The 23601-nt window shown below is 72.9% G+C and carries 22 protein-coding genes and 1 tRNA gene; 8 read left to right on the top strand and 15 right to left on the bottom strand.

Annotated features, from left to right (window positions below):
• Positions 1-102: 102 nt before the first annotated feature.
• Positions 103-873 (bottom strand): CPBP family intramembrane glutamic endopeptidase, encoded by a 771-nt coding sequence (locus ACTMS0_RS05530; RefSeq protein WP_441153957.1) that lies wholly within the window; start codon positions 871-873, stop codon positions 103-105.
• 167 nt (positions 874-1040) lie between these two features.
• Here ACTMS0_RS05530 and ACTMS0_RS05525 point away from each other — a divergent pair, with 167 nt between their 5' ends.
• Entirely contained in the window at positions 1041-2159 is a 1119-nt protein-coding gene (locus tag ACTMS0_RS05525; protein WP_441154021.1) for a globin domain-containing protein, read from the top strand.
• A gap of 182 nt (positions 2160-2341) precedes the next feature.
• On the opposite strand, the gene ACTMS0_RS05520 is transcribed toward ACTMS0_RS05525, so the two are convergent.
• Positions 2342-3862, bottom strand: a complete 1521-nt coding sequence (locus tag ACTMS0_RS05520) for a peptide deformylase (RefSeq protein WP_441153956.1) — start codon at positions 3860-3862, stop codon at positions 2342-2344.
• Positions 3863-4144: 282 nt separating this feature from the next.
• Here ACTMS0_RS05520 and ACTMS0_RS05515 point away from each other — a divergent pair, with 282 nt between their 5' ends.
• Positions 4145-4921 carry a hypothetical protein gene (locus ACTMS0_RS05515; protein WP_441154020.1) on the top strand — a complete coding sequence of 259 codons (777 nt, stop codon included), beginning with the start codon at positions 4145-4147 and terminating at the stop codon, positions 4919-4921.
• Between the two features lie 10 nt (positions 4922-4931).
• On the opposite strand, the gene ACTMS0_RS05510 is transcribed toward ACTMS0_RS05515, so the two are convergent.
• Complete coding sequence (locus tag ACTMS0_RS05510; protein WP_441153955.1) at positions 4932-6752, bottom strand: hypothetical protein; 1821 nt, start codon at positions 6750-6752, stop codon at positions 4932-4934.
• Between the two features lie 211 nt (positions 6753-6963).
• On the opposite strand from ACTMS0_RS05510, the gene ACTMS0_RS05505 reads away from it, so the two are divergent.
• Positions 6964-7674 carry a class I SAM-dependent methyltransferase gene (locus ACTMS0_RS05505; protein ID WP_441153954.1) on the top strand — a complete coding sequence of 237 codons (711 nt, stop codon included), beginning with the start codon at positions 6964-6966 and terminating at the stop codon, positions 7672-7674.
• Positions 7675-7816: 142 nt separating this feature from the next.
• Here ACTMS0_RS05505 and ACTMS0_RS05500 read toward each other — a convergent pair whose 3' ends face one another.
• On the bottom strand, positions 7817-8350 hold the full coding sequence (locus tag ACTMS0_RS05500) for a YbhB/YbcL family Raf kinase inhibitor-like protein (protein ID WP_441153953.1): 534 nt from the start codon (positions 8348-8350) through the stop codon (positions 7817-7819).
• A gap of 98 nt (positions 8351-8448) precedes the next feature.
• Positions 8449-8535: transfer RNA gene (locus tag ACTMS0_RS05495), tRNA-Ser, on the bottom strand.
• A 162-nt stretch (positions 8536-8697) separates the two neighbouring features.
• On the opposite strand from ACTMS0_RS05495, the gene ACTMS0_RS05490 reads away from it, so the two are divergent.
• Positions 8698-9675 (top strand): NAD(P)H-quinone oxidoreductase, encoded by a 978-nt coding sequence (locus ACTMS0_RS05490; RefSeq protein ID WP_441153952.1) that lies wholly within the window; start codon positions 8698-8700, stop codon positions 9673-9675.
• Here the strand turns inward: ACTMS0_RS05490 and soxR are convergent.
• Positions 9672-10109, bottom strand: coding sequence for a redox-sensitive transcriptional activator SoxR (gene soxR / locus ACTMS0_RS05485; protein WP_441153951.1), 438 nt, complete (start codon positions 10107-10109; stop codon positions 9672-9674). The two genes, ACTMS0_RS05490 and soxR, sit on opposite strands and share 4 nt — an antisense overlap.
• Positions 10110-10155: 46 nt before the next feature.
• On the opposite strand from soxR, the gene ACTMS0_RS05480 reads away from it, so the two are divergent.
• Together ACTMS0_RS05480 and ACTMS0_RS05475 are read left to right on the top strand one after the other, a co-directional pair.
• Positions 10156-10902 carry a transketolase gene (locus tag ACTMS0_RS05480; protein WP_441153950.1) on the top strand — a complete coding sequence of 249 codons (747 nt, stop codon included), beginning with the start codon at positions 10156-10158 and terminating at the stop codon, positions 10900-10902.
• 2 nt (positions 10903-10904) lie between these two features.
• Positions 10905-11795, top strand: coding sequence for a transketolase family protein (locus tag ACTMS0_RS05475; RefSeq protein ID WP_441153949.1), 891 nt, complete (start codon positions 10905-10907; stop codon positions 11793-11795).
• On the opposite strand, the gene ACTMS0_RS05470 is transcribed toward ACTMS0_RS05475, so the two are convergent.
• Complete coding sequence (locus ACTMS0_RS05470) at positions 11792-12490, bottom strand: glycosyltransferase family 2 protein (protein WP_441153948.1); 699 nt, start codon at positions 12488-12490, stop codon at positions 11792-11794. The two genes, ACTMS0_RS05475 and ACTMS0_RS05470, sit on opposite strands and share 4 nt — an antisense overlap.
• Positions 12491-12766: 276 nt before the next feature.
• Here ACTMS0_RS05470 and ACTMS0_RS05465 point away from each other — a divergent pair, with 276 nt between their 5' ends.
• Positions 12767-14362, top strand: a complete 1596-nt coding sequence (locus ACTMS0_RS05465; RefSeq protein WP_441153947.1) for a ricin-type beta-trefoil lectin domain protein — start codon at positions 12767-12769, stop codon at positions 14360-14362.
• A 106-nt stretch (positions 14363-14468) separates the two neighbouring features.
• Here ACTMS0_RS05465 and ACTMS0_RS05460 read toward each other — a convergent pair whose 3' ends face one another.
• From ACTMS0_RS05460 to ACTMS0_RS05430, 7 genes are all read right to left on the bottom strand, one after another.
• Positions 14469-15053, bottom strand: a complete 585-nt coding sequence (locus ACTMS0_RS05460; protein ID WP_441153946.1) for a hypothetical protein — start codon at positions 15051-15053, stop codon at positions 14469-14471.
• 59 nt (positions 15054-15112) lie between these two features.
• Positions 15113-16567 carry a sensor histidine kinase gene (locus tag ACTMS0_RS05455; RefSeq protein ID WP_441153945.1) on the bottom strand — a complete coding sequence of 485 codons (1455 nt, stop codon included), beginning with the start codon at positions 16565-16567 and terminating at the stop codon, positions 15113-15115.
• Positions 16560-17252 (bottom strand): response regulator transcription factor, encoded by a 693-nt coding sequence (locus ACTMS0_RS05450; RefSeq protein WP_441153944.1) that lies wholly within the window; start codon positions 17250-17252, stop codon positions 16560-16562. Before ACTMS0_RS05450 ends, ACTMS0_RS05455 begins: the two co-directional genes overlap by 8 nt.
• A gap of 76 nt (positions 17253-17328) precedes the next feature.
• A complete protein-coding gene (locus ACTMS0_RS05445; RefSeq protein WP_441153943.1) occupies positions 17329-17847 on the bottom strand; it encodes a hypothetical protein in 519 nt (172 codons plus the stop codon).
• 140 nt (positions 17848-17987) lie between these two features.
• Positions 17988-19613, bottom strand: a complete 1626-nt coding sequence (locus ACTMS0_RS05440; protein ID WP_441153942.1) for a glycoside hydrolase domain-containing protein — start codon at positions 19611-19613, stop codon at positions 17988-17990.
• Between the two features lie 135 nt (positions 19614-19748).
• Positions 19749-20747 carry a phosphotransferase gene (locus tag ACTMS0_RS05435; protein WP_441153941.1) on the bottom strand — a complete coding sequence of 333 codons (999 nt, stop codon included), beginning with the start codon at positions 20745-20747 and terminating at the stop codon, positions 19749-19751.
• Between the two features lie 217 nt (positions 20748-20964).
• Complete coding sequence (locus ACTMS0_RS05430; RefSeq protein ID WP_441153940.1) at positions 20965-22137, bottom strand: thiolase family protein; 1173 nt, start codon at positions 22135-22137, stop codon at positions 20965-20967.
• An 85-nt stretch (positions 22138-22222) separates the two neighbouring features.
• Here ACTMS0_RS05430 and ACTMS0_RS05425 point away from each other — a divergent pair, with 85 nt between their 5' ends.
• Positions 22223-22654, top strand: coding sequence for a PH domain-containing protein (locus ACTMS0_RS05425; protein ID WP_441153939.1), 432 nt, complete (start codon positions 22223-22225; stop codon positions 22652-22654).
• Between the two features lie 32 nt (positions 22655-22686).
• Here ACTMS0_RS05425 and ACTMS0_RS05420 read toward each other — a convergent pair whose 3' ends face one another.
• The gene (locus ACTMS0_RS05420; protein WP_441153938.1) at positions 22687-23598 is read right to left on the bottom strand and encodes a rhomboid family intramembrane serine protease; all 912 of its coding nucleotides are present in this window, start codon (positions 23596-23598) and stop codon (positions 22687-22689) included.
• Between the last annotated feature and the right edge of the window lie 3 nt (positions 23599-23601).

The raw sequence follows: 23601 nt of genomic DNA, 5'->3' as shown, positions 1-23601 counted from the left end.
TCCACTCGCTGTCAGGGACATCGCGGTATCCCCGGCACCGGGACACCGCGATGCCGGGGACATGGCGGCACGGGCGGCCCCACCCCACGCACGCCTGGCCGGTCAGAGCCAGTCGAACCAGTCGTTCGGGAGCAGGCTGTAGCCGACGAAGGCCACGATGTCGAGCAGGGTGTGTGCCACCACCAGCGGCATCACCCGCCGGGTCCGCAGGTAGAACAGGCCGAACACGACGCCCATGACGGCGTTGCCGACGAAGGCGCCGAAGCCCTGGTAGAGGTGGTAGGAGCCGCGCAGCAGCGCGCTCGCGGCGATGACCGCGCCGAGCCGCCACTGGAGCTGCCGGAGCCGGGTGACGAGGTACCCGACCACGATCACCTCCTCGAGCACGGCGTTCTGCACGGCGGCGAGGATCAGCACCGGGACCGCCCACCACAGGTCGGGCAGCGCGGCGGGCACCAGCGTGGCGTTGAGGCCGAGCTGCGCCGCCGCCCAGAACAGGGCCAGGCCGGGCAGCCCGATCAGCGCGGCCAGGCCGGCGCCCCGGGCCAGGTCCTGGCCGGGCCGCCGGGCGTCCAGGCCGAGCGTCCGCGCCGGGTCGCCGGGGTCCCGCGCCAGCAGGTGTACGGCCAGCAGCACCGGCAGCAGGGCGAACAGGATGCCGAGCAGCTGGTACGTGAGGTCGAGGTAGGGCCGGGCGGACCGGGACGTGTTCAGCGCCGCGGTCTGCGCCGACAGCGGTCCGTCGGCGGCGAGCTTGGCGACGATCGACACGAGGGCGTAGACGGCCGACTGCCCGAGGGACAGGCCGAGCACCAGCAGCGTCTCGGTGCCGAGGGTCCGGCGGGCCACCGGGCGGTCGAGCTCGAGGGTCACCGCACCACTGTGCCTGACCGGAGCCGCGGTCGGCAGCGGCGGGGAGACCTCGTGAGCAGCGCCGAGGAGACCTCATGAGCTGGTCGCACATTCTGTGCGACCGGTCGGCACTCTCCGTGGACATTCTGTGGATGCCCGATCCCCGTACGGAGAAGGAGCACGCTCCCGTGGACAACGTCGCGCGGCTACTGAAGGAGAGCTGGACCCTGGTCGAGGAGCACCGGGACCGGCTGAGCGGTCACTTCTACGCCCGGCTGTTCCTGCTCGACCCCGAGCTGCGCCCGCTCTTCCCGGTGCAGATGACCGGCCAGGGCGACCGCCTGCTGGAAGCGATCATCACCGCCATCCACACCGTTGGCGATCCGGAGAGCTTCGACGAGTTCCTCCGCTCGCTGGGCCGGGACCACCGGAAGTACCACGTCGACGCGGCGCACTACGAGACGATGGGCGTCGCGCTGCTGGACGCGCTGCGCAGCACCGCCGGCGACGGCTGGAACCTGGAGTACGACCAGGCCTGGCGGGACGCGTACGCGGCGATCTCGGCGAAGATGCTCGCCGGCGCGGCCGCGGACGACGACCCGCCGTTCTGGCACGCCGAGGTGCTCACCCACGAGCGGTACGGGTTGGACACGGCGGTGCTGACCGTCCGCGCGTTGCAGCACCCGCTGCGGTGGAAGGCGGGCCAGTACGTCAGCGTCGAGGTGCCCCGGTACCACCCGCGGGTGTGGCGCACGTACTCGGTGGCGAACGCGCCGAACGACGACAACGTGCTGGAGTTCCACGTCCGGACGCCGCGGGGCGCGGGGTGGGTCTCCGGCGCGCTGGTCCGCCGGGTGAAGCCGGGTGAGCTGCTGCGGGTGGCGGCGCCGATGGGGTCGATGACGCTGGACCGCGCCTCCGAGCGGGACATCCTCTGCGTCGCCGGCGGTGTCGGGCTCGCCCCGGTCAAGGCCCTCGTGGAGGAGTTGGCGAGCTACAACCGGACCCGCTGGGTCCACGTCTTCTACGGCGCCCGTACCCGGGAGGACCTGTACGGTCTCGACGGCCTCCAGGAGTTGGTGGCCGCTCACCCGTGGTTGTCGGTGACGCCGGCGTGCAGCGAGGACGAGGACTTCGACGGCGAGCTGGGTGACATCTCCGAGGTGGTCGGCCGGTACGGGCCGTGGACGGCGCACGACTGCTACATCTCCGGTTCGGCCCCGATGGTCCGGGCCACGCTGCGCGTACTGGCCGAGGACGACGTGCCGCCGGAGCGCACCCGGTACGACACCTTCGGCGAGCTGTAGGCATTTCCTCCCCAAAGGACCGGGGCGCGTGCCTCCGCCCGCTCGGGCACGCGCCCCGGTCCCCCCGAACGGGCGGACCGGCACCGCCCCCCGCACGACCACGTCCGCCCTGCCGTCCTTCCCACCTGGGCGGACGTGGTCGTCCCGCCGGGAACGGCGCGCCGCAGAGCCCCAGGGGCGCGTCAGTAGCGCCAGGGCTGACCCGAGTAGCGGTACTCCTCGATCGGCACCAGCGGCACCCCCGGTGCCATCCGGTCGACGTAGAGGCGCCCCTCCAGGTGGTCGATCTCGTGGGCCACGAGCCGGGCCATGCCGTACTCGAACGAGGTGATGATCCGGCCACCATCGACGTGGGCGTGCTCGACGTCGATCCGTAGCGGGCGGGGCACCAGGCCGCGGTGGTCGAAGAAGGAGAGGCAGCCCTCGTACTGCTCGTCGACGTCGGGCGACGCGTCGACCACGCGGGGGTTGAGCAGCACGACGGGTTCGCCTCCCCGGTCCGGTGGCCGGACCACGGCGGCGGCCCGTCCGATGCCGAGCTGGGGGGCGGCGATTCCGACGCCCTTGCTGAACGGGTGCAGCTCGTCGAGGCGGAGCAGTGCCCCGGCGAGCCGGTCCACGACGTTTCGGGCCACCCGCTCCTCGCGCGGCAGGTCGAACGGCTGGGTGGGCTGGCGCAGCAGGTCGGCGCCGCGCTGGACGATGCCGAGGCCGCGCATGCGGTCGCTGGGCCGGACGAGGCCGGGCTCCTCCGGGTCCCCCTCGGGTCGGGCGCGGAACCGCCACTGCATCCGGTAGCGGGCGTTCAGCGGCGGGTCGTCGGTCGCCCAGTCGAAGATCACCCGGTCGCCCTCCGCGTGGCGGGCCACCGGGGTGCGCAGCGGGCCCTCCTCCGCCGAGAGCGAGGTCTCCGCACCCCAGACCTGCGGGTCGAGCGCGGCCGGCAGATCGAGGCGTACGGCGAGGTGCCGCGTCGGCACCCGGACGGCCCGCTGGAACCAGGGGCCCCACTTGTCGGCCCCGACGTGGTACGCGTACTCGATGGTGGCGCGGTCGCCCGGGTAGAGGGGGAAGCGGCGGTCGGCGTTCTCGAAGAGGAGCCAGATCTCCTTGAACGCGTCCCGGTCGTGCTTGGCGCGCCAGTGCATGGCCTCGCGCTCGCCCGCGTCCAGCCGCTGCGCCCGTAGTTGCAGCTCGGCGAAGGTGAGCGGGTGTTCCCGGTGATGCCGGTTCGAGCGGCCCGGGTCGCTGGGGTAGCGGTCGACGGCGACGCGCACCAAATAGCGGGTGACGGGTTCGGTCCCCGCGTTGTACAGCTCCCGCCGGATCACGCACCGGTACGCCTCGTCGAGGTAGGTGAGCGTGGCCTGTTCCCGCTCGACGATGAGGCCCGTGCCGGGCGGGAGCCACTGCCCGGGGATCGGGGACTCCCGGTGGTGGGCCTTGTCGCCGCGGGCGTGCCGCAGTTCGTCGTACTCCCGGAAGCGCTGCCAGATCGCGCCGCTGGCCTCCAGGACGGCCTCCGCGCGCCGGGCGAAGTCCTCGGTGGGGCGGTGTCGCCGCCCCTCGACGTGGCTGACGTACGACGGGTCGAACCCCATCAGCGTCGCCAGTTGTTTCTTGGACAGTCCCCGTCCGGTCCGGTGGCGGGCGAGTTCGGCGGCGAAGGAGTCGGCAGCCCGATCGAGCGGTGAGGTCGTCATCAGCTTCCTCGTGGCCGGGAGTATTCAGTTTCACGTTCCGTCGCCGGTCGGGTACACAACTGCCACCTTGTCGACACGAGCCTTGACGCACGAGCGATGGCCGTCGATACTCCGACCGTCGTTTCCCAGGCCGGGCGTCGGGTAGTACGCCGAGGCGTGGGCGGAAGCGGGCCTCCCCGTCGAGTCAGGTGAGGCTTCCCTTAGACCGATCGCGCTGGTTAGGCTAGCCTTAGCTCAGAGACGCGGCGCTTCGGACGGGGGACGAGTCACGTGACAGCGGTCATGCCGGGGCGGGACACCGCCGCCACGCTGGCACCGGTCACCGCCGCCCTGCGTCAGATGTTCGGCACCGACGACGTGCCCGGGCTCGCCCCCGGCCTGCTGGTGGCCGGCGAGTTGGGCTGGGCCCCCGCGACCGAGCTGGTCGACGGCACCCGGCTGCCCGCGTTCCTGCGCGCGGCCTCCGTCCGCTGGGGTGGCACACCCCACGCCTGCGCCGCGCTCGCGTGGAAGTCGTACAGCTACTGGACCGCGCTGCCGGTGGTGCTGGGCTGGGCCTCGGCCCGGCGGGTGCCCCTGCTGGCCCCGGCCGATGTGCTGATCCACTTCGAGGACCACCGGCCGCTGCTGACGATGGGCCTGCGACGGTCGACCACCGTCGCGGTCCTGCCGGGCGACCCGCTGGCGCTGGCCGGTCTGCCCGAGGTGCGGGTCGTGGCCGGCGAGGCGGAGCTGCTCACGGCGCTCCGGGCCTCGCTCCTCGACGCCCACCTGGCCCCGATGATCTCGGCGATCCAGGCCGAGGTGCGGATCGGCACCCGCACGCTGCTCGGCTCGGTGGCATCCGGCATCGCGCACGGAATCCTGCGTGCCGCCGACGGCCTGCCGGGCTCCTCGGTCGCGACGATCGACACCCTGCTCGGCGCACTCGACCTGCGCGACCTGGTGGACCTGGTCCCCGGCCCGTCCGGCGAGCCGACCGTCCAGCGCCGCACCTGCTGCCTGGCCTTCACCCTCCCCAAGCCCAAGATCTGCCAGGGCTGCTGCGTCCGCCAGTGAGCGCTGGCCGTCAGTCGGTGAGCTCGCGCACGTCCCAGAGCCAGACACCCCCGGTGTACGCGGGCTGGACAGCGGTCAGCTCGGTCATGCCGCGGCGCAGCGCGTCGGCGTACGGGTGCGGGCCGAGCACCACCGCCCCGGCCCGCCAGTACCGCAGGTCGTCCACGGCGGCCACCCGCGCCTGCGGGGTGATCGGCGGCACCGCGCCGGTGCGCCGGATCTTGAGGAAGAAGTCGCTGGTCGGGCGGGGTGGCGCCGTGAACAGGGCCACCCGGTGCTTCCCGGGGCGGGTGTCCGGGCCGAGGAAGTAGCCCCGGGCGATCGGCATCTCCAGCCCGGTCTCCGCCGACCAGCGCAGTGGGTCGGCGTAGTGGGTGTCCGGGAGCGGCAGGGTCACGATGCTGCGCCCGCCCGCCGCGTACGGGCGCCACGCGCCGGAGGTGACGAAGGCGGGCGTGGGGTCGAGCCGCACCGCCGGCAGCGGGGTGGGCAGCAGCGGCAGGAGCGCCATCGCCAGCACGGTGCCGGTGGCGAAGCGGATCTGCGGTCGGGCGTCCGGGTGCCGGGCGGCGAGCGTACGGGCGCGCTCCGCGCCGTACGCCAGCAGCAGCCCGATGATCGGGGTGATCGCCAGGGACCAGCGGGTCGGCACCACCGAGTGCAGGATCGGCAGGTTCTCCAGCGCCGCCCAGGGGGCGGGGATGCCCGTACCCCGGCCGTTGAACTGGATCTCCCGTCCCAGCGAGAGCACCGCGAACAGGAGCCCCAGCACGACCAGGCCCCGGACGACGGCGTCGCGCCGCAGCCACCAGACCAGCGCGACGACGAGCACCATCAGCGGCCAGCCGAAGAACGCGTTCTCCTCGGTGGGGTTCTTCGCCAGGCCCGTCGCGCTGCGCTCGTCCCCGGCGAGGGACTCCCGCGAGAACGCGACGAAGGACGCGAGGTCGGTGGAGTAGCCGCGGATGAGGTGGGACAGCCCCTGGTAGGCGCCGGGTCCGAAGAACTGCACGGAGAGCGGGTACGCCAGCAGGGCCAGCGCGACCACGGCGGCGACGCCCAGGCCGGCGAGGAACGGACGGGTCCGCCGGCGCATCTCGGGCCGGGCGATGACCAGCGCGACCACCACCACGCCGAGGCCGATCGCGGTCATCAGCAGGATCTCCAGGTTGATGAAGGCCTGCCAGACGATCGCCAGGGCGAGCAGCACCCCGTTGCGCAGCCAGCGTCCCGGTTCGCCGAGACGCAGGGTGCGCCAGATGATCAGAGGCACCACGAACTGGGAGACGATGTTCGGGTGGGCGTTGGCGTGGGAGACCATCGCCGGGGCGTACGCGCAGAAGGCCGCCCCCAGCCAGGCCGGCCCGCGCGAGCGGATCAACACCCGGGAGAGCAGGAAGTACCAGGAGGTCGCGGTGGCGGCCATTCCCAGGGTGAGGAAGAGGAGAAAGGACGTCCGCGGACCGGCCAGCAGGGTGACCGGAGTCATCGGTATAGACACCGACAATACGGACGTATTCGCCATCAAATTAACGGTCTCCGGAACGTTCATCCGATCAGAGGTGAAGGGGTACACGAAATCGGAGACCACCCGTGCACCGTGCGCCATCATCCACTCGAACTGCGACTGGTCGGTGCGGTTGTCACGGAGACCCTGACGCGGATCGAGCCAGAGCCGGGCGGTCACCCAGAGGGCGAGTGCGACGAAGCTCAGGACCGCCAGCAGGTCCGCCCGCCACCCGCGGAGCGGAGACCCGCTCCGGTCGGGCCCACCCACCTCGCCCCGGCCCCCGGTAGCACCGGCAGATGCGCCCGATTCCGGAGTAGTCATGACGTTTCGTAGAGTAGTCAGGCTATGACCCTGCCGTGACAGGTTTCGGGGGACTGGGTACCATGTGCCGGGTTCGCCGACCGCCGATCACGTGCCCGCCCCCCGACCACATTTCGGCCACTCAGGTGCCCCGATTTGTTCTGCCTTCGATGCGGATGATTCACTCTGTCGGTCCAGGCGCGGATCGAGTCACACCGTGAGGAATCGACGCATGGCAGAAATCACCGGAGATCAGCGCGTGCAGTCCGAGGTCCTGGAGGGCCTCGCGACCGCGGTGAACCACCGTCGCTGGTTCGTCGAGCTCGCCCTGCCGTACCTCGGTGACAACCCGATCGAGATCGGCAGCGGTCTCGGTGACTACGCGCTGGAGTGGGCCGAGCGGGTGCCGCGCTTCACCGCCACCGAGGCCGACCCGGACCGGCTGGTCACGCTCAAGGAGCGGCTCGCCGCCGAGCCGTCCGTCGAGGTACGCCAGATGCTGCTGCCCCACTCGGAGCGCGGCGACTACAGCGCCGCCGTGTCGTACAACGTGCTGGAGCACATCGACGACCATGTGGGCGCGCTGCGCAGCATGCGTGACCTGGTCCGCCCGGGCGGAGCGGTGATCATCATCGTGCCGGCCTTCCAGTTCGCGATGAGCCCGGCCGACATCGCCACCGGCCACGTCCGGCGCTACACCAAGAAGACCCTGGCCGCCGCGATGACCGAGGCCGGCCTCACCGTGGAGAAGATCCACTACGCCAACGCGCTCGGCCTGATCGGCTACTTCATGGCGACCAAGGTCTTCCGGCTGATGCCGAAGGAGGGCCCGATGGTCAAGGTGTACGACACCCTGGTCCTCCCGGCCACGAAGGCGGCGGAACAGCGCCTCCGCCCCCCGTTCGGCCAGTCCGTCTTCGCGGTAGCCCGCACCCCGTCCTGACCCGCCCTCGCCCCCGCCCGCGCCCGCGCCCGCGCCCGCTCCCGCTCCCGCTCCCCGCGATCTTGCACTTTCGGCCCCTGTTCTGCGGCTTTCGGCCGGATTTGCCCGGGCAGGAAGTGCAAGATCGCGATGGTTGGTGGCGCTACTCCTTCGCCTGGTAAGTCGGGCGGATGACCGCGCGGGCCAGGGTGTGGAAGGTCAGGTTGAAGCCGACGTACGCCGGGGTGGCGTCCGGGGTCACGTCGAGGTGCTCCACGTCCAGGGCGTGGACCGCGAAGACGTACCGGTGCGGGCGGTCACCGGGCGGCGGAGCGGCACCACCGTAGCCCTGCTCCCCGTAGTCGTTGCGGACGGTGAACGCGCCGGCCAGGTCGGCGCCGCTCGCTCCCCGGGGCAACTGCGTGACACCGGCCGGCAGGTTGACCAGCACCCAGTGCCAGAAGCCGCTGCCGGTGGGCGCGTCGGGGTCGAAGCAGGTCACCACGAAGCCCTTGGTCTCGGCCGGGAAGTCCGACCAGGCCAGCTGCGGGGAGACGTTGTCGCCACCGGCGGCGGGGTGGGCGTACGCCGCGTCCATCGGCTCGCCGTTCTGCACGTCGTCGCTGGCGAGCGTGAACGACGGCACCGTCGGCAGCAGCTCGTACGGGTCCGGGGCGATCGGGCGTTCCAGGGTCATCGGGACGGATCCTTCCGGTGAGCGCGTTTTCTCCTGCGCACACCTTCATACCCCGCCGACGCCGCCCAGCGAACCGGAAGCGCCGCGGTAGCCCGGTGCGGAGGGTGTGGGATTCGAACCCACGAGGACGTTGCCGCCCTACCGGTTTTCAAGACCAGCGCCATCGGCCACTAGGCGAACCCTCCCGGCCCGCGCGCCCCACGGGGTACGCGACCGTGCCTAGTCTGCCACGGCGGCCGGCCCCGCGAACGGGCACGTCCACCCCCGCGACCGACGTCCACAGTGGGACGCGCCGCTTCACCGGCGATGCTCTCCCGGCCGCCGGACCCGTGCGGTAGACAGGGACCATGCACGCGATCACGATCCCGGAGCCCGGTGGACCCGACGCCCTGGTCTGGGCCAAGGTGCCCGACCCGGAGCCCGGCCCCGGCGAGGTGGTCGTCCGGGTGCACGCCAGCGCGGTGAACCGGGCGGACCTGCTGCAACGACAGGGGCTCTACCCGCCGCCGCCGGGCGCGCCCGCGTACCCCGGTCTGGAGTGCTCCGGGACGATCACCGCGACCGCCCCGGACGTGACCGGGTGGGCGGTCGGCCAGAAGGTGTGCGCGCTGCTGGCCGGCGGCGGGTACGCGGAGCTCGTGGCCGTGCCGGCCGGGCAGTTGCTGCCGGTGCCCGACGGCGTCGACCCGGTCGACGCGGCGGCCCTGCCCGAGGTGGCGTGCACGGTCTGGTCGAACGTGGTGCAGCTGGCCGGGCTGACGAAGGGCGAGACGCTGCTGGTGCACGGCGGCGGCAGCGGGATCGGTACCTTCGCGATCCAGCTCGGCGCGGCGCTCGGCGCGACGGTGGTGGTGACCGCGCGGGCGGCGAAGCACGGCCGGCTGCGGGAGCTGGGCGCCGCGCACACGATCGACTATCGGGAGCAGGACTTCGTCGAGGAGGTCCGGCGCGCCACCGACGGTCGGGGCGCGGACGTCATCCTCGACATCATGGGCGCCTCCTACCTGGGGCGGAACGTGGCCGCGCTGGCCACCGGGGGCCGGCTGGTGGTGATCGGCATGCAGGGTGGCCGCAAGGGTGAGCTGGACCTCGGCGCGCTGCTGGCGAAGCGGGGGACGGTGGCCGCGACGGCCCTGCGTTCCCGGCCGCTGGAGGAGAAGGCGGAGATCGTCCGGGGCGTACGCGAGCAGGTGTGGCCGCTGGTCGCGGCGGGGAAGATCGGTCCGGTGGTGGACCGCCGGCTGCCCATGGCGGACGCCGCGGCGGCGCACCGCATGGTCGAGTCGAACGAGCACGTCGGCAAGGTGCTGCTCACCGTCCCCTAGCTCGGCAGCACCAGCCGCGCGCCGGGCCCCTCGCCGGCCAGCGTGTCACCGGGGTTGTAGAGGGCGCAGCGCCGCAACGACAGGCAGCCGCAGCCGATGCAGCCGTCGAGGTCGTCGCGCAGCTTGCTCAGGAGCCGGATCCGCTCGTCCAGCCGGTCCCGCCAGACGCGGGAGAGCCGGGCCCAGTCCTCGGGGGTGGGGGTCCGCGAGGCGGGCAGCGAGTCGAGCGCCTCGCGGATCTCATCGAGCGAGATGCCGACCTGCTGCGAGATCCGGATGAACGCCACCCGGCGCAGCTCGATCCGCGCGTACCGGCGCTGGTTGCCGCCGGTGCGCTCGGCCCGGATCAGCCCGAGCCGCTCGTAGTAGCGCAGCGCGGACGCCGCCACACCGCTGCGCTCGGAGAGCTGGCCGATGGTCAGTGACTCCTGCATCACGTCGCCTTGAGTTGAAGTTAACTTGAACTTGCAGGCTATCCGCATGACCACACTCGCCACCACCACGAGGCTCGTCGAGGCCGCCGCACCCCTCGACGGCCGGCACCCGCCCCTCGACGGCCGGCGCGCCGTCGCGCCGCTGATCGACCGGATCCGCGCCGGCCGGGAGTTCGGCGCCAACGTGTACTCCACCGTCGACGTGCTCTGGGTGCTCTACGACCGGATCCTGCGGATCAGCCCGGCGACCGTCGACGACCCGGACCGGGACCGCTTCCTGCTCTCCAAGGGGCACGCGGTCGCCGGCTACTACGCGGTGCTCGCCGCGAAGGGCTTCATCCCCGTCGACTGGCTCGACGACCAGGGCGGGCCGGCGAGCCAGCTCGGCGACCACCCGGACCGGCTGCTCGTGCCGGGGGTGGAGATCGGTTCCGGTTCACTCGGCCACGGCCTCGGCCTCGGCGTCGGCACCGCGCTCGGGCTGCGGGCCCAGGGCCTGCTGGACCCCCGGGTGTACGTGCTGGTCGGCGACGCCGAACTGGACGAGGGCTCCAACCACGAGGCGATCGCGTACGCGGGGGCGACCGGGCTGGCCAACCTCACCGCGATCGTCGTCGACAACTCCTCCGCGACGCACGGCTGGCCCGGCGGCGCGGCAGCCCGGTTCACGGTCAACGGCTGGACCGCGGCGACCGTCGACGGACGGGACCACGAGGCCCTGCACACCGCCCTGACCGGGCAGGACAACCACCGGCCGCACGTCGTCGTCGCGGTCGTCGACACCGGGGAGTGACCGTGCGCGACAGCTTCATCGACACCACTACCGCGCTGCTGGCGGAAGATCCACGAACCGCGCTGGTGTTGGCCGACATCTCGGCGGCGGCGTTCGCCCCGGCGGCCGGGCGGCATCCGGACCGGGTGCTCAACGTCGGCATCCGGGAACAGTTGATGGTGGGAGTGGCCGGCGGGCTGGCCCTGACCGGGCTGCGACCGATCGTGCACAGCTACGCGCCGTTCCTCGTCGAGCGGGCGTACGAGCAGCTCAAGCTCGACCTGGACCACCAGGGCGTGAGCGCCGTGCTGGTCAGCGTCGGCGCCTCGTACGACCGGGCGGCCGCCGGGCGCACCCACCTCTCGCCGGCCGACGTGGCACTGATCGACACCCTCCAGGACTGGACCGTGCACGTCCCCGGGCATCCGGGCGAGGTGCCGGCGCTGCTGCGCGCGGCGGTGGGCGCGGACACGTCGGCGTACCTGCGGCTGTCGGTGCTGCACAACGACCGGCCGTACGGGGGCGACGGCTCGCTGCGGGTGGTCCGGGACGCGGGGCCGGGGGCGCCGCTGCTGGTGGCGGTCGGGCCGGTCCTGGACGCCGCGCTGGCGGCGATGGCCGACCTGCCGGTCACGGTGGCGTACACGCACCGGCCCCGGCCGTTCGACGTCGCCGGGCTGCGGGCACTCGCCGGCACCGACGTGATCCTGGTGGAGCCCTACCTCGCCGGCACGTCGAGCCGGGTGGTCACGACCGCGCTGGCGGACCGCCCGCACCGGCTGCTGGCACTCGGCGTCGGGCGGCAGGAGCTGCGGCGGTACGGGTCCGCCGACGACCACACCCGGTGGCACGCGCTGGACGCGGCGGGGCTGCGCCGGTCGGTGGCGGACTTCCTGGCCCCGGCCCTGGTCTAGCGGGAGCGGGGGCGGCGGCGGGCGCGCTCGCGGCCGAGGATCCAGAGCGCCTCGACGCCGTCCTTCCAGGTGATCTTCTTGCCCTCCTCGCGGCCCCGGGCGCGGTAGCTGATCGGGACCTCGTACGGGCGGATGCGGCGGCGCAGCAGCTTGCCGGTCACCTCGGCCTCCATGCCGAAGCCGCGGGAGCGGACCTCGAGCGAGCGGTACAGCTCGACCGGCATGAGCTTGAAGCAGGTCTCCAGGTCACCGATGTAGGAGTTGAACAGCACGTTCGCCGCCATCGTGACGCCCTTGTTGCCCATCACGTACCAGAAGCTGTAGGCGCTGTGGCTGCCGAACGTGCGGTTGCCGTAGACGACGGTGGCTCGCCCGTCGAGGACCGGCGCGAGCAGCTTGGGGATGTCCTGCGGGTCGTACTCGAGGTCGGCGTCGAGGATGACCATGTACTCACCGTCGGCGTTGCCGACCGCCGTCCGGATGGCGGCGCCCTTGCCCGCGTTGCGCGGGTGGGTGATGACGCGCAGGCGCGCGTCGTCGGCGCGACCCAGGATCTCCCCGGTGCCGTCCCGGCTGCCGTCGTCCACCACCACGAGCTCGATCTCGCACGGGTAGTCGACCGCCAGAGCCTGCTTCAGGGCGTCCGCGATGCGTTCTTCCTCGTTGTAGACCGGCATGAGGATCGAGAGCTTCACGGAATTCTCCCCGGTAACGGACAATACGCCGCCACAGCCTACCCTGTCGGCTCACTCCGCCCGACGGTCGGCCACCGTCCGACCGGCTCGTTCCCGCCGGTGAACGGCCGGTCGCGACCCCTCGACGCACCGATTCCCGCCTGCGATACGCCCGGATCGTCCGGTTCGACAGTCGGCGCGCAAGCATTCTGAGACGTATTCACATACCTGGGTCCCGCGCGTTACCGTCCGGTAACTCGATCGACGTTCAGCGATCGGGCCGAAAGGAGTGCGTCGATGCTTGGTAAACCCGGGCGGGAATGGACGACCCGACGGCGAACCCTCACCGCCGCGATCGCCACCGCTCTCGTCCTCCCGCTGCTCGGCGTGCCGGCAGCCCCCGCCGTCGCCGCCGACCGTCCGACCGTCCAGCCACTCCCCGCCAACCTCGAGGCGATCCGCGCCGCCGAGGCCACCGCGCTCTACGGGGCGCCCGACATCCGCCCCGTGGAGCAGCGCCGCACCTCGCTCATCACCATGGGCGACAGCGAGATCTCCGGAGAGGGGGTCGGCAACTACGTCCCCGGCACGCACCAGCCCGGCAACTGGTGCGACCGCTCGTACGACCAGGCGGTGTTCCGCACCGGCATCACCGCCGACGTGAAGTACAACATCGCCTGCTCCGGGGCGACCCCGTGGAACCTGATCGCCGGCGGCCCGACCCAGCACAACGAGCTGAACCAGGGCGACTACCTCGGCATCAAGGCCCGCAACACCCACGTCAAGCTGATCTGGGTCGTGGTCGGTGCCAACGGCGACGGCACCATCCAGTTCGGTCCGGTCGCCACCGACTGCGCCGTACGCCGGGTGTTCTTCCAGGGTCCGTGCTGGCCGACGTACACCGACCAGTGGACGATCCGCACCGACGGCAGCCGACGCGCGGTCGAGGACGCGCTGCGCGACATCCGGCAGACCATGACGAAGGCGGGCTACCTCACCTCGGACTACGAGCTGGTGCTCATGTCGTACCCGAGCCCCGGCAGCCCGGACGTCGAGGACAACCCGAACTTCCCCGGCTGGTACGCGGGCGGCTGCCTGATCTACCTCGCCGACGCGGCCTTCGCCCGGAACAAGGCGGTGCCGTTGTTCGAGACGGCGCTGCGGGCGGCGGCGGCGAACACCGGCACCCGCTACCTGGACGCGAGCCGGCTCTTCCACGGCCACGAGGTCTGCATGGACGTCACGGCGGTGCGCGGCCTCTACATCGAACTCGGCATCTGGGACGAGAACGCGGCCCGGCAGTCGTTCCACCCCAACCACCGGGGTCACGGCATGTTCGCCCAGTGCATCACGCAGTTCTACGCCTCGGGCCAGGACCGGGCGACCTGCGTCGACCCGGCCAGCACCGGGAACGGCGTGCTCTACCCCGGCCTGTTCGAGTTCCGGCAGCTCCGCAACGCCGCCACCGGCACCTGCGTCGACGGCAAGGGGTACGACTCGCGCAACAGCACCGTCCAGCAGTCGTACGGCTGTCACGGCGGTCGCAACCAGGGCTTCTGGTACGACCCGACGCGCCAGTCGCTGCACTCCGAGCTGTCGCACGACCGGTGCCTCGACGTGGCCGGTGGGTCGTTGACCGCCGGCACGGCCGTGAACATCTACGACTGCCACGGCGGCGCGAACCAGAAGTTCGTGTTCAGCGGCCGGCAGCTCAAGCCCGCCGGCAACACCAACCTCTGCCTGGCGTTCGACAACCCGTGGCTCGGCACCCCGCGGCTGCGGCTGGCGAGCTGCTCGACGAGCAGCCGCCAACAGTGGTCCTTCGAGTCCCGCACCTTCGCCAACCCGGTCGGCTACGGCCACGACGACTTCATCGGCTCACGCGTGTACTGACCCCCGTACGGTGACCCCTCGAACAGGGAAAGAGTGGCCATTCTGGCGAGAATGGCCACTCTTTCCGTGAATCTGCGCGAACGCCCGGCGGTGCGAGGAGGGGTGACTACTTGCCGCGGGGCAGGACGATCAGGCGGGCCACGCCGTTCTCGCCCTCCTTGGCGCCGGCGACGCCGAGCACGCTGCCGACCTCGACCGCCTCGGGCTGGACCGTCCGGCGCCGTTCCAGCACCCGCAGTTCGGGACCGAAGGTCCAGGTCATCGTGAACCCGTCGGTGGACTTCACGGTCATCTTCTGCCCGTCGATCGCGGTCACCTCGCCGCGCTGCACGGCGACGGTCTTCGTACCGCCGTCCTTCGTCTGCACCACGACCTCGCCGTGCAGGGTGTTCTTCCGCAGCAGCACCCGGGCCTGCCGGCGCTTGCGCCACTCCTCGGCACGCTCGCGGCGGCCCGGCTCGGCGGACGTCGACGGCGACGGTACGGCCGGCCCTGCGACGGTCGCCACGTCCATCTCAGCCGGGTCGAAGCCCATCGCGACCAGTGCCTGACCCTCCACGCCCATCGCCGCGGCGACCTCGACGGTCGCCTCCCGCGCCGGCTCACCCGCCACCTGAGCCGCGCCGCAGCCGGTGAGACCGAGCGTGACCGCCGCGAGCAGCGTGGTGGCGGCGAATCCCCAACGTGCCATGACTCTCCCTCTCGTCGCTCCGTGTGGCTTCAGCTTGCCCGCGGTCGGCGAGCGGGGTGTCAGGCCGATGTTCGGGTCGGGTAAGGATCCGGCGGCAGCCGGACCGTGAACGCGGCGCCGCCCTCCGGCGCGTGCCCGGCCGCGATGTCACCGCCGAGCCGCCGGACCAGGCCCGCGGCGAGGGCCAGCCCCAGCCCGCTGCCGACCTTGCGCACCCCCCGGTACCGCTGGTGCAGCGCGCCCCGCTCGAAGGCCACCGCCAGGTCGTCGTCGGTGAAGCCGGGCCCGCCGTCCCGGACCTCGACCACCCCGCCGGCCGCCGGGTCCGCGCCCGCCGGCCGGACCGCGAGCACCACCGGCGCCCCCGGGGGTACGACGCGCAGCGCGTTCTCCAACAGCCCGTCCACCACCTGCCGGATCCGGCCCGGATCGGTGTACGCGGGCACCGGCCGGTCGGGTACCTCGACCCGGAACGGCACCCCCACGGCGGCGCACCGGGCGGCCCAGGCGCGTTCCGCGTCGGCGGCCAGCCGGGTCAGGTCGACGGGCACCGGTTCGAGCGGGAAGTCGGCGGCCTCCAGCCGCGCCAGCGCCAGCAGGTCGCTCACCAGCCGGTCCAGGTGCTCCGCCTCGGCCAGCACGGTCCGGCCGGTGCCGGTGACCTCCTCCGGGCCGATCACCCCGTCGGCCAGCGCCTCCGCGTACCCGCGGATCGCGGTCAGCGGTGTCCGCAGCTCGTGGGAGACGGAGAGCAGAAACTCCCGCTGCCGCCCCTCGCTGGTGGCGAGCGCGGCCGCCAGTCCGTTGAGGGCCTCCGCCAGGTCCGCCACCTCCTCGGGCGGCTCGACCGGGATCCGGACCGCCCGCTCGCCGGCCCGCAGCCGCGCGGCGGCGGCCGCCGCGTGCCGGATCGGCCGGGCCAGCCGGCGGGCGAGCAGCAGCCCGGCGACCACGCCGGCCGCGAGCCCGGCCAGCAGCGGCAGCCAGAGACTGAGGACCACCTGCCGCCACACGCCGCGGGGCTCGACGGCCCGGGCCAGCACCACCCCGTCACCGCCCGGCAGGGCCCGCCCCTCGACCAGGGCCGAACGCCCGGCGACCAGCCGCCGGCCGGAGACGTTCCGGCCCTCGGCGACGCGCTGCACCACGCGGGACGGCAGGCCGGGCCGGTCGACCACGCCGTCCCGGACCAGGTACGCCTCGACGCCCTGCGCCCGGAGCTGCCGGATCAGCCGCTCCTCGTCGACGGTCCGGGGTGTGTCCAGCCGGCTCCGCAGCGCCTCGGCGGCCAGCCGGGCCTGGGCGGCCAACGCGCGCTGCTCACCGCGCTCCAGCCCGCGTACCGCCAGGGGAACCCCGACGAGCGCGGTGACCAGCACCGAGATCAGGGCCACCGCGCAGGTCACCAGCACCGCGCGGGAGGTCAGCGTGCGGCCGGACCGGGGGCGGGGAGCCGGGTACGCCCCGGTCACCGGCAACGCGACGGTCGGCGGGTCGACCGGGTGGTCACGCATCGGCGGCGTACCCCACCCCCCGGTGGGTGCGGATCACGCTCGCCGCGCCGAGCTTCGCGCGGACCTGCGCCACGTGCACGTCGACGGTGCGGGTGCCGGCGTGTGCGGCGTACCCCCAGACACCGGCGAGCAGTTCCTCCCGCGTGAACACCCGGCCGGGGCGGGCCATCAGGTGGGCGAGCAGGTCGAACTCGGTGGACGTCAGGTGCACCGGGGTGCCGACGGCGGTCACCGTGCGGCGTCCCGGGTCCAGGGTGACCGGGCCGACCGTGCGCGGCCGGTCCGCCTCCTCCGGCGGCCCGGCGGTGCGCCGCAGGACCGCTCGGACGCGGGCCACCAGCTCGCGAGGACTGAAGGGCTTCGTGACGTAGTCGTCGGCTCCGAGTTCGAGCCCGACGACCCGGTCCACCTCGTCGTCGCGGGCGGTGAGGAAGATGACGGGCGTCCAGTCGCCGGCCTCGCGCAGCCGGCGGCACACCTCGGTGCCGGCGAGACCGGGCAGGGCGATGTCGAGGACACAGGCCACCGGGCGGAGCCGGCGGGCGGCGGCCAGGCCGGCGTCGCCGTCGCGTTCCAGGTGTACGCCGAAGCCGTCCCGGGTCAGGTAGAGCCGGACCAGGTCGGCGATGGCCGGCTCGTCCTCCACGACGAGGACGAGCCCGCGGGGCGGCGCGTCGGCGGTCACCGGCCCATGATGGCCGACGGGGTCGGCGCCGCGGTGTTCGGGACGTGTTCGGGTTCGGTAAGGAAGGCGTGCCGGGTCAGGGGACCACGACGGGACGGAACGCGGTGGGCCGGGCGGCGGCCGGGGCGGCCGCGTCGCCGATCGTGGCCACCAGCCGCTCGCGCGCCGTGCGGACGCGGGTGCGGAAGGCGTGGTTGAGCAGGGCGTCCAGCTGCCACACCTGCTTCGGGTGCCGGGTACGGATGAGGAACCGCTCGCGGACGCCGTCGATGGCGGTCGCGGCCAGCTCGACGCAGTGCAGTCGCGGGTCCGGGCTCCACGTGACGTTGCTCAGCTCGCGCAGCTCGGTGTTGAGGTGCAGGCGCAGGCGGTGCAGCACCCGGGTCTGCTGCGTGACGACCAGCCGCCGGTGGGTCAGCAGCAGCAGGTACTCCCCGGCCACCGGCCGGGCGAGCCGGCTGCACCGGGTGACCAGGATGGTGGCATCGCCGGAGCCGACACAGCGACGGAAGACCGGCATGTGCCGGCTGGCGGTCTGCATCGCCACACCGGCCTCGGCGGCGGCCGGGAGGAACGTTCGGGAGAAGACGTCCATGCAGTGCCCAACGACGCCCGAGCAGGGGTGACGTGGGCCACTCGGCCGAATCTGCAAGTTCCACGCCCGCTGTCGCACCGGGGGTGCGACAGCGGGCGTGGTGGCGGCGGGCCGTGCCGTCCGGCGGCCCGGATACGCCCTTACAGCAGCGGCTTCTGGAGGTAGTTCCACTTCATGCCGACGAGGAGGACCGGGCTCGACCAGCCGCTGCCCAGCCAGCCGTACCGGTAGAGGAGACCCGTCGCCTCGTCCACCGCGACGAGGTCGGCCCGGCCGTCTCGGTCGAAGTCACCGACGCGGACCAGGTCCCGCTTGCCGGCGAACCCGCTGCCGACCTTGACCGGGGAGCCGAGCTTCCCCGCGGTGGTCACCGAGTAGCGGTACAGGGATCCGGTGCTCTTCTCCCGGGCGATCAGGTCGACCTGGCCGTCGGCGTTGAGGTCGGGCCCGCCGGTCAGCTCGTCCATCTTGTTCCAGCCGCCGCTGGTCAGCAGGATGCGGGCGCCGAAGGAGGTGCCCCGACCCGGGTAGAGGTACAGGGCGCCGGTGGCGGCGCTGACCCCGAGCAGATCCGGGTAGCCGTCCCGGTTGTAGTCGCCGATCGGCGTGATCTCGCGGAGCCCGTTCCAGCCGGTGCCGATGCGGACCCGGGAGGCGAAGGTGCCGGTCCCGGTGCCCGGGTACAACCAGAGGTAACCGGTGGTCGCCTCGCGGGCGATGACGTCCTCACCGCCGGACCGGTTGAAGTTCCCCGGGCGGACGATGGCGTCCATCCACTTCCAGCCGGTACCCAGCGAGACCGGGGGGCCGAGCCTGGTGCCGTTGCCGGGGCGGACGAGGAGCTGCCCGCTGGAACCGTCCCGGTAGAGCAGGTCGGCCCAGCCGTTCCCGGTGAAGTCGGCGGTCCCGGTGGCGGGCAGCGGAGCGAAGTCGACGTAGTTGGAGTCGATGTTGAGGGTGACGCCGCCCCACGTTTCGAGGTGGTCGCCCCGGTACTGCTTCATGCGCCGCTTCGGCATCCAGTAGCTCGCCGGGATGGCCGCGTCGGAGACGGTCGCCACGCCGTCCCACTTGGCGAAGTCCAGGTAGTCGGGCTTGACGTGGTCGGGTCGGGGGTACGCCGCCACCTGGTCCGCCACGCCCGAGGAGACGCTGCTGTAGAAGCCGGAGAAGTAGCCGTGGTCGTGCAGCCGGGCCGTGAAGGCGCTCAGGTACTCGTTGACCGTGTTCGTGCACGCGGCGTTCCCCGTGGGGTACGCCTCGATGTCGACGATCAGCACGCTCTCCCGGGCGAGCCCGAGGGTCCGGGCCTGCGTGGCGGCGTCGTCCGCCTCGGCTCGACCCTGCGCCACCGCGAGGTTGGGGTCGATGCGGTTACGGAAGCCGGTACAGGGGGCCTGGAGGCCGACGTAGAGCGGGATGAGGTGCCACCCCGCCGCCTGCTGTGCCGCCACCCACTCCTTGGTGAGGTTCGGCTGGGCGCAGCCGCGGCTGATCCCACCGATGTAGATCCCCACGCCGCGGTACGGCGACTGCAACCAGGCCTGCATCTGGGCGCTGGAGGGGGCGGTGCAGGTGTCGAAGGCCTGCCCGGTGAACGTGCCGGGCTGCGGGCCGGTGGTCGCGGCCACCGGCCGGAAGGAGGGCGCGGTGTCCGTGTCGTCGGCTCCGGTGAGCACTGTGGTGCCGAGCAGCGCGGTCGCCAGCACGGCGGAGAGCCCTGCGGCGAGACGGCGCGACCGGCACCCGGAGGTGCGAGAAGTCATTTGTCCCCGTTTTCGTCGGTGCGACGGAAGCCGGCGGACGGACGACGTGGTCCTCACTCGACGCCGGCGGGCTGATTCTGCCCTGGTCGGGGCGACGATGTCCACAGAGGCCGCGCGTGTGGGGATGATTCGTCCCTATACCGGGTTCGGTGTGAGGAGTTCCTCCAGCCAGCCCGGCACCGCCTCGGCGTACTCCCGGCGGGCCGGGTCGGGCGTGTCGAGGGCGCGACGCCAGGACAGGGAGCGGCTGACCGTGGTGACCCGGGTGGCCACACCGGCCAGCTCGCGCAGGGTCGCCCGGTCGTGCCGGTCGGTCCACGGCTCCAGGTACGCGTCGCGCAGCCGCACCAGCGTCGGGTCGTCCGGCGACAGCTCGGACGAGTACGCGACCGATCGGAGGGTCACCAGCAGCGTGCCGAACGGGTGGGCCAGCGAGGCGTCGCCCCAGTCGAAGTAGCGGTACCCGTCACCGGTCACGAAGACGTTGCCGTCGTGCAGGTCGTCGTGCTGCACGGTGGGCGCGACACCGGACCCGGCGAGCCGCCGGCAGTCCTCGGCGAACGCGTCCCGGTACGCACGGAGCCGCTGGTGCGCCTCCGGAGTGAGCCCGCCCTCCGCACCGAGCAGCAGGGCCTCCTCGTCGTCGAGCAGCGCCTCGAAGAGCTCCGGCAGCACCTGCGGACGGTGGTCGGGCAGGCCCAGGGCGAGCAGTTCGTCGGCGTGCGCGGCGGTGGCGAGCTGGAGGTCGGCGTACTCCGGGAGGACCTGCTCCCAGCGTGCGAGATCCCGGTCCCGGGACAGCGCGTCCCGCAGCGACTCACCGCCGGCCGGCAGCAGTGACCAGCCGCGCCGCGCGTCCACGGCGATCGGCTCCAGCACCCGGCCGGGGGCCAGCCGGGCCAGCGCGGCCAGCAACCCGGCCTCGTGCACCGTGCCCGGGTTGTTGGCCTTGAACCAGACGTCGCCGGCGTCGGTCGGGACGCGCCAGACCAGGGACCACGGCCGGACCCGGGCCTCGACCGGCCCGGTCACCTGCCGGCCGTGCGGTCGGAGCTGCTCGGCGACCCAGTCGAGGGCGGTCTCGCCCCACCGCGGGTCGGCCCAGTCGGTCTGCGGTGTTCCGGTGGTGGTCACGCCGGGCAATCTAGGTCGCCGGCGGGTCCGCCGGCGACCCGATTAGGGCCTGTCCTGCCGATCATGTCGAGCCGAGGCGAGGTCCAGGCGGCGATCCGGCAAGGCGGAGATTCGTCCGGATACCGGTGTTGTATCCGGACGAATCTCCAACGCCGCCGGGCGTTGTCTGGACCCGCCGCAGGCCGACAGATGATCGGCAGGACAGGCCCTAGGCCGGTCAGAGCAGCTCGACGATGGTCGCGTTGGCCATGCCGCCACCCTCGCACATGGTCTGGAGGCCGTAGCGGATGTTGTTGTCCCGCATGTGGCCGAGCATCGTGGTCATGATCCGGGCGCCGGAGCCACCGAGCGGGTGCCCGAGGGCGATCGCGCCGCCCCGCGGGTTGAGCCGCTCCGGGTCGGCCTCGGTCTCGGCGAGCCAGGCCAGCGGCACCGGGGCGAACGCCTCGTTGACCTCGTACACCCCGATCTCCTCGATGCCCAGCCCCGCGCGGCGCAGCGCCTTCGCGGTGGCCGGGATGGGGGCGGTGAGCATGGCGACCGGGTCGTCGGCGGCGACCACGGCGGTGTGGATGCGGGCCAGCGGACGCAGGCCGTGCCGGCTGGCCCACTCGGCGGTGGTGACGGCGAGCGCCGCCGCGCCGTCGGAGATCTGGGACGCGGACCCGGCGGTGACCACACCGTCGGGGCGGAACGGAGTGGGCAGCTCGGCCAGCTTCTCCAGCGAGGTGTCGCGGCGGATGCCCTCGTCGGCGCTGAACTTGCCGCCGTCGCCGAGGGCGACCGGCGCCAGCTCGGGGTCGAAGGCGCCGGCGTCCTGAGCGGCGGCCGCCTTCTCGTGGCTGGCCAGCGCGAACTCGTCGAGCTGGGTGCGGGAGAACCGCCAGCGCTGGGCGATCAGCTCGGCGCCGACCCCCTGGTTGAACGGGAGCGGGGAGTCCGCGGCGACGCCCTCGACGCCCCGGTAGCGGTCCAGGATCGCCGGGCTGAACGGCACGCCACCGGCAACGCTGGAGCCCATCGGCACTCGGGTCATCGCCTCGACACCGCCGGCGACGACCAGGTCGGCCTGCCCGGACAGCACGGTCGCGGCGGCGAAGTGCAGCGCCTGCTGGCTGGACCCGCACTGCCGGTCGATGGTGGTGCCGGGCACCGACTCCGGCCAGCCGGCGGCGAGGACGGCGTTGCGGGCGACGTTCCACGACTGCTCGCCGACCTGGGACACGCAGCCCCACATCACGTCGTCCACCTGGGCCGGGTCGATGCCGGTGCGCTCCGCGAGGGCGCGCAGCACGTGCGCCGACAGGTCGACCGGATGCACACCGGCGAGACTTCCCTTGCGCCGCCCCACGGGGGTGCGTACGGCGCCGACAATGACTGCGTCACTCATGTCTACTCCCCGGTAACCTGGGCCGGCTTCGATCGTACGTCGCCGCCCGACCAGTCGTCTCGCCCCCCACTGGCATGCTGGGCGCATGGATCCAGAGTCGCCCGGGACGCGACAGTGGCGGGTGCCCGCCGTCCTGCCGGTGGTCAAGGCCGGCGGCGGGGTCGCCCTGGTCGCGCTCGGTCTCCTGCTCGCCGACCGTGACCCCGTCCGGCTCGTCCTGGCCGGGGTGCTCGCCGCAGCCCTGCTCGTCTGGGCCGCCCGGGACGTGCTGGCCCCGGTCCGCCTGGCCGTCGACCCGGACGGGCTGACCGTCATCCACGGCTTCGCGGGACACCGGCGGCTGCCCTGGCCGCAGGTGGAGGCGATCACCGTGGACCGGCGGACCCGGCTGGGCCTGGCCAGCGCCGTGCTGGAGGTCGACACCGGCGAGTCGTTGCACCTGTTCGGCCGCTACGACCTCGACGCCGACCCGGCCGAGGTCGCCGAGGAGCTGGACGCCGTCCGGCCGACATCCTGACCGGCGCGCGCGGCGGTCCCGTCCTCGGGCGGTCAGGCGAGAAGGACGGCGGTGCGGATCAGCGCCAGGCCGAGCAGCGCCGCCACGATCACCGCACCACCGGCGACCTGCACCAGCGTCCGCCGCGAGCGCGGGGCGTACGCGAGCACGAGGGCCATCAGCCCGCCGATCGCGAGGCCGCCCAGGTGACCGGGGATCGAGATGCCCGGCACGGTGAAGGTGAAGACGAGGTTGATCACGAGGACCGGAAGGACCTGGGAGATGTCCCGGCCCATCCGGCGTTCGATGACGATCAACGCGGCGAAGAGCCCGAAGACCGCGGTGGACGCGCCGGCGGCGAACCGGTTCGGTTCGGTGAACAGGTACGCGGCGACGTTCCCGCCGAGGCCGGAGATCAGGTAGAGGGCGAGGAACCGGGCCCGGCCGAGGTTGGCCTCCAGCGACCGGCCGAGCACCCACAGAGCCCACATGTTCAGCAGCAGGTGGATCACGCCGAAGTGCAGGAACATCGCCGTGACCAGGCGGTACCACTCGCCGTCCGCGACGCCGCCGATGGTGCCGTCGGGGAAGCGGGCGAGCCCGAGCACCGCACCCCACTCGGTCAGCGGAGTGCCGCCGCCCAGCAGGCCGCCGAACCCGGAGCCGCCGACGATCGCGTCGCCGTTGCGATCGGCGGCGACCGACAGCAGCATGACCAGCACGTTGATCGCGATCAACGCCTTGGTCACGTAGCCGTGCCGGCCGGCGGCACCGCCGCCGAAGGCGGTGCGCGCCGGCCGTACGCTGCGACGCCCCTCGTTGACGCACTCCGGGCACTGGAAGCCGACCGACGCCTCGCGCATGCAGTCCGGGCAGATGGACCGGTCGCAGCGGGTGCAGCGGACGTACGTCTCCCGGCCGGGGTGCCGGTAGCAGACCGGGGTGGTCGGCGGGGACTCGCTCACCGG

The organism is Micromonospora sp. H33, assembly GCF_052068455.1.
Lineage (GTDB): Bacteria > Actinomycetota > Actinomycetes > Mycobacteriales > Micromonosporaceae > Micromonospora.
Note: the sequence above shows the minus strand (reverse complement) of the source record. Positions and strands in the feature narration are given on the sequence as shown.

Excerpts from the sequence above, each read along its gene's own strand:
- ACTMS0_RS05460 (WP_441153946.1), bottom strand. The coding sequence starts at position 15,053 with ATGGCACGTTGGGGATTCGCCGCCACCACGCTGCTCGCGGCGGTCACG.
- ACTMS0_RS05500 (WP_441153953.1), bottom strand. The coding sequence starts at position 8,350 with ATGACCCTGGAACGCCCGATCGCCCCGGACCCGTACGAGCTGCTGCCG.
- ACTMS0_RS05430 (WP_441153940.1), bottom strand. The coding sequence starts at position 22,137 with ATGAGTGACGCAGTCATTGTCGGCGCCGTACGCACCCCCGTGGGGCGG.
- ACTMS0_RS05515 (WP_441154020.1), top strand. The coding sequence starts at position 4,145 with ATGCCGGGGCGGGACACCGCCGCCACGCTGGCACCGGTCACCGCCGCC.
- soxR (WP_441153951.1), bottom strand. The coding sequence starts at position 10,109 with ATGCAGGAGTCACTGACCATCGGCCAGCTCTCCGAGCGCAGCGGTGTG.
- ACTMS0_RS05510 (WP_441153955.1), bottom strand. The coding sequence starts at position 6,752 with ATGACTACTCCGGAATCGGGCGCATCTGCCGGTGCTACCGGGGGCCGG.
- ACTMS0_RS05490 (WP_441153952.1), top strand. The coding sequence starts at position 8,698 with ATGCACGCGATCACGATCCCGGAGCCCGGTGGACCCGACGCCCTGGTC.
- ACTMS0_RS05465 (WP_441153947.1), top strand. The coding sequence starts at position 12,767 with ATGCTTGGTAAACCCGGGCGGGAATGGACGACCCGACGGCGAACCCTC.
- ACTMS0_RS05425 (WP_441153939.1), top strand. The coding sequence starts at position 22,223 with ATGGATCCAGAGTCGCCCGGGACGCGACAGTGGCGGGTGCCCGCCGTC.
- ACTMS0_RS05455 (WP_441153945.1), bottom strand. The coding sequence starts at position 16,567 with ATGCGTGACCACCCGGTCGACCCGCCGACCGTCGCGTTGCCGGTGACC.
- ACTMS0_RS05445 (WP_441153943.1), bottom strand. The coding sequence starts at position 17,847 with ATGGACGTCTTCTCCCGAACGTTCCTCCCGGCCGCCGCCGAGGCCGGT.
- ACTMS0_RS05440 (WP_441153942.1), bottom strand. The coding sequence starts at position 19,613 with ATGACTTCTCGCACCTCCGGGTGCCGGTCGCGCCGTCTCGCCGCAGGG.
- ACTMS0_RS05505 (WP_441153954.1), top strand. The coding sequence starts at position 6,964 with ATGGCAGAAATCACCGGAGATCAGCGCGTGCAGTCCGAGGTCCTGGAG.
- ACTMS0_RS05480 (WP_441153950.1), top strand. The coding sequence starts at position 10,156 with ATGACCACACTCGCCACCACCACGAGGCTCGTCGAGGCCGCCGCACCC.
- ACTMS0_RS05520 (WP_441153956.1), bottom strand. The coding sequence starts at position 3,862 with ATGACGACCTCACCGCTCGATCGGGCTGCCGACTCCTTCGCCGCCGAA.